Here is a 5,109-nt window from a genome sequence, read left to right as displayed (position 1 = left end):
CCGTCCTCGACGGCGTCACCCACCGTCTCGGGTGGGCGACCGGGGTCCGCGCCGACCAGGTCGACCACGGCAGCCGGGCGATCCGCGAACTCGTCGGCATCCCCGGCGCGCTCAACGAGGCGTTCTCCTCCCGCCGGGCCCAGGTCAAGGCCGAAATCACCGGGCTCTATCGGCGGTTCCGCGAGCGGCACGGACGCGAACCGCACCGCGGCGAGGAGTACGACCTGCTGCAACAGGCCACCTTGAACAACCGCCCCCGCAAGGACAAGGGCGGCACCGCCGCCGACGAGGCCGAGCGGTGGCGGGAGATCGCCGAGCGTGTCCTGGGCCCGGGGTACGCGACCTTCCTCGCCGACCTGACGCGCGACGCGAGAACCCTGCGCGCCGACCACGTCACCGGCGAACGGATCGCCGCCTGGGCCGTGGCCACCGTCGAGGGCGTCCAGCACCACCGCTCCACCTGGACCGTGCGCAACCTCGAGGCGGAGGCCCAACGCGTCACCCGCGACACGGCGTTCGCCTCGCCCCGGGACCGCGCGGCGACCGTGTCCCGGATCCTGCGCCTGGCCACCGCCGAGGACCACCTCCTCGACCCGGACACCGGCACCCGCGTCGTGCGCATCACCCCCGACTCGCTGATCGCCGAACCGGCCGCCCTGCGCCGCCCGGACGGCACCGGCGTCTTCCAACCACACGCCGCCGTCCGCTACACCAGCACCGCGATCCTGGACGCGGAGCGCCGACTCCTGGCCCACGCCCGCGCCGGCGGCGCGCCGGTCCTGTCCCGCGCCGCCGTCGACGCGGCGATCGCCGAGTCCGCGCGCGAAAGCGGCCACGCCCTCGCCCCCGACCAGCGGGCCGCCGTACGCCATCTCGCGCACAGCGGCACCTGGTTGACGTCCCTGATCGGCCCGGCCGGCACCGGCAAGACCACCACCCTGCGCGTCCTGGTCCGCGCCGCCGAACTCGACGGCTGGAACGTGATCGGCCTCGCCCCCTCCGCCCGCGCCGCCCGCGTACTCGCCGACACCGCCGGCATCGCCACCACCGAGAACACCCACCAGTGGGCCGCACACCTGCGCGCCGGCGCCGTGGTCCCCCACCCGCGCACCCTCGTCCTGGTCGACGAGGCGGGCATGGCCGGCACCCTCACCCTCGACGCCGTCACCCGCGCCCACGTCGCCGCCGGCGGCGTCGTACGCCTGATCGGCGACCCGCGGCAACTCGCGGCCGTCGAATCCGGCGGTGTCCTGCGCCACCTCCAACGCCACGCCGACACCGCCGAACTCACCAGCGTTTGGCGCTTCCGCGAACCCGACGGCACCCCACGCACCTGGGAGATCGACGCCTCGCTGCGGCTGCGCGACGGCGATGTCACCGTCGTCGAGGAATACCTGCGCCACGACCGCGTCCACGACGGCTCGCTCCAGACGATGACCGACCGCGTGTACCGGGACTGGCGCGCCGACACCGCCGCCGGCCGCGTCTCCTTGATGATCGCCTCCACCAACGCGCTCGCCGGGGAACTGTCCGCCCGCGCCCGCGCCGACCGCGTCGCCGCCGGCGAGGTCGAGCGCGGCGGCGTCCTGCTCGCCAACGGCAGCCGCGCCGGCGTCGGCGACCGCGTCGTCACCCGACGCAACGAACGCACCATGTCCCTGTTCGCCGGCCGCGACTGGGTCAAGAACGGCGACGTGTGGGAAGTGACCGCCCGCGCCCGCGACGGAGCGCTGACCGTACGCCACACCGAACACGGCGCCACCATCACCCTGCCGCCGGCCTACGTCGGCGCCAACGTCGAACTCGCGTACGCCTGCACCACCCACCGCGCCCAGGGCATGACCGTCGACGTCGCCCGCGCCCTGGTCGGCGCCGACCTCGGCCGCGAGAACCTGTACGTGATGGCCACCCGCGGCGCCGCCGCCAACCACCTGTACGTCGTCGTCGACGAAGGCCTCGACCTCGACGGACACGTCCCGGCCGGCGGGCGCCGCACCGCCCGCCAGGCGTTGGCCGCGGTGATCGCCCGCGGCACCGCCGAGAACGCCGCCCACGACGACATCGCCGCTGCGCTCACCGCCCGCGCCTCGCTCGCCACCCTGACGCCGCGCTACCGCTACGCGCACGGCCTCGTCTCGTACCGCCTCGACGACGAGGAACAGGCGCGCGCGGTGGAGGTCGTCCGCGCCACGCTGCCCCGGGCGCTGGCCGAGCAGGTCCTCGACGACGAGGCCTGGCCCGCGCTCGCCCACTACGTGGCCCTCGCCGGCACCGGCAGCGGCACCGGCAGCGGCAGCGGCAGCGGCAGCGGCGAACGCGAACGCGATGCCCACGACACCCTGGCCCGCGCCCTCACCCACGACGCCGCGGTCACCACGACCGAGGCCCTCGAGGAGTTCGCGAAGGTGAACAGCCCCGCGCAACTCCTCGCGTGGCGCATGGAACAACGACTGTTCGACCAGGACAAGCCCCCGCGGTCGGGGACGATGCCGTGGCTGCCGGTCCCGCCCAGGCCCCAAACGGCGCGGGAGCCGGACACGGCACAGGCCATCGCGTACGCCAGGGCGACCTACGACCGCATCCAGGCCCGCGCGGCACACCTGGCGGTCACCGCCGTCACGGGCATCGCCGCGCCGGGCCCGCACGACCGGTCCTGGGCCCCGGCGCTCGGGGCACTCCCCGACGGCGGGCCCGGCCGCGAGAGCTGGTTGCGTACGGCCGCCGCCGTCGCCGCGTACCGCGAGACGTTCGACGTACACGGGCCGCTGCCGCTGGACGAGCCGGCCCAGGGCGAATCCGTCCTCAAGACGGTGGCGCGCGAGCAGGTGGCCGCGATGCTGACCCAGCACCGAAACGGCGGATCCGCCCCGGAGACCTCCAAAGCCGACGAGCCCTCTCCCGCCCCGCAGCGCGAACCCGCAACCGGCACCGCCCCGCCCGCCCGGACCGCCGGCACCGCCCCGCCCGCCGGGATCGCCGGGATCTCCCGGCCCGCCGGCGCGGTCGATGTCGGCGCGCTCGACGCCGCCGCTCTCGCCCGCGCCATCGAGCAGGCCAGGAAGCTGTACCTCGCCCGCCACCACCGCGCCCGCAAACTCCACGACCGCGCCACCACCATCCTTACCCGAGCCGACTCCGGCCGGGGCCCCGCCACCCGCGGCCTGTACGCCAACGCCGTCGAACTGACCCACCGCGTCGACGCCATCGACCGCGTGGCCCACCTGGAGAAAACGCTGCGCACGGCCCACGACCGCCTCGGCGCGGCGGTGGTCGCCCAGGGCACGTCCCCCACGAACCACACCCTCGACCACCGGCGGATCCGGACACAACGCACCCACATCGAACGCGTGGGCGCCCTGCTCGCCCGAGCCCGCCACGCGGCGGGATCCGAATACGAATGGGACGCGGTACGCGCCCAGCACGCCCACCTGCAGGAAAACCGCGAACTCCACCGCGAGGCCGCCGCGGCCGTCGACCGCGCCACCGGCCTTGCCGTACGCGCGCAGGCCGAACACCTGGCCGCCCGAGCCGCCGAGACCCGAGCCGAACTCGCCGCCCTACAGGCGCAATCGCGCACACGCGTCGCCGCAGCCGGCCAGAGCGGGCGCCTCGCCGCAGTGGCCCGGACACTCGACACCGCAGGGAGCGGCAGGGCCGGGAGGCCCACACGCACCACCCGGGCCGGCAGTGCACCCCCGCAGCAGCCGCCGCCGCCCGAGGCCGGACCCGACCTCGCTCGCTGAGCCGGTCCGGGCGAGCCGGACCTGCGCGAGGCGGCGACGCGACGCGAGGCGAACGACGGCGCGGCGGCAGGCCCGCCGCCAAGGCCGCGCCCCGCCCCGAACGGGTCACGCCCGAAAGCCCCCGGGCACCTTCCCCGCCGAAGACATCACCCGACCACCGAACGAGAGGAACAACACCATCGGCACACTCCACCGACCACTCGCCGACACCGAAACGCCGCACACCGCCGCCCCTTCCCCAGGACCCGCCCCCGGCCCTTCCCCGGGCCATGAACGGGTCGACCTGGCCTGGGAGGCATGGACCAACCACCCCCACGCCCACCCCCACCACACCCAAGACGCGGCAGACGCGGCGGACGCGGCGGACGCACTCGACAAAAGCTGGCACGCCCTACGCCGAACACTGCGCCGACACCCCGACCCCGAACACCTCGCCCGGCGCTACGGCGACCTCGAAACCGCCGCCGGCGCACTCCTGCCCCACACCCACCCCGACGCCCGCCGAACCCTCACCACCGTGCGCGAACGCGCCGGCGAACGAGCGGCGGAACTGACAGACGCAGCCACACCCAAAACACCCACACCCACACCCACGACAACCAAGCCCACGGCAGGCGAACAAACACCCGCCCAAGCCCACACCGCGCCACACACAAGCCGAGCCGCACTGAACGCGGCCTACAAAGCCTGGACGGCCGCCGCCACACACCTCGGCACGAGCCCCGACGAGCCCACCCGCACCGCCCTCGACCGAATCCGGACGGCGACCCGGACGCACGCCCCGGACCAAAGCACCACACAAGCAGGCAGCGTCCCGCCCGCCCACGAAATCACCCGACAGATCGAGGCTTGCCTCACCCTTGCCCACCAGGCAAGAACCCTCACCGCCCACCCCCAAACCCCAACCACCCGCGCCCACCTGCACGCCCTGCGCGTCCGGGCCGAACACACCGCCCAAGCCCTGCGCACCCTCGCCCACACCACGAACCCGCGACCCCTACCCCCACCCCCGAAACCCCCGAGAACCCCCACCCACCCCACCCGCCCACACCTCACCGCACACGAACTGGCCCCCCTGCTCACCGGAACCGGCCCCACCCGCCACCCCGCCCCAGACCCCACATCGACCCCGAACACCCAAACCCACCACACCACCCACCACACCACCCACCACACCACCTACCTCGCCGACCTCACCGTCATGCGAGCCGTCTGGCACCGCGCATGGTGGACCCGAGCCACCCCCGACGAGATAGCCCACATCTGGAAGGCGACATCCCACTGGGCCACCGTCGGCAGCACCTACGCCACCACAACCCTGCGCCACCTCCGCGGCCGCATCCGCCAATACACCGGCCTCGAACCC

General features: G+C 74.6%; 1 protein-coding gene and 1 pseudogene. Both read left to right on the top strand.

Annotated features, from left to right (window positions below; all coding sequences use genetic code 11):
- Window positions 1–3,743: AAA family ATPase (locus ACWGR4_RS48100; RefSeq protein ID WP_452134355.1), on the top strand; the 3,743-nt coding region annotated here is incomplete at its 5' end.
- 517 nt (window positions 3,744–4,260) lie between these two features.
- Window positions 4,261–5,109: pseudogene (locus ACWGR4_RS48095) on the top strand (hypothetical protein); the annotation flags it as partial.

Source organism: Embleya sp. NPDC055664 (assembly GCF_053618075.1).
The sequence above is the reverse complement of the archived record's forward strand: the minus strand, read 5'-3'. Positions and strand labels throughout refer to the sequence as shown.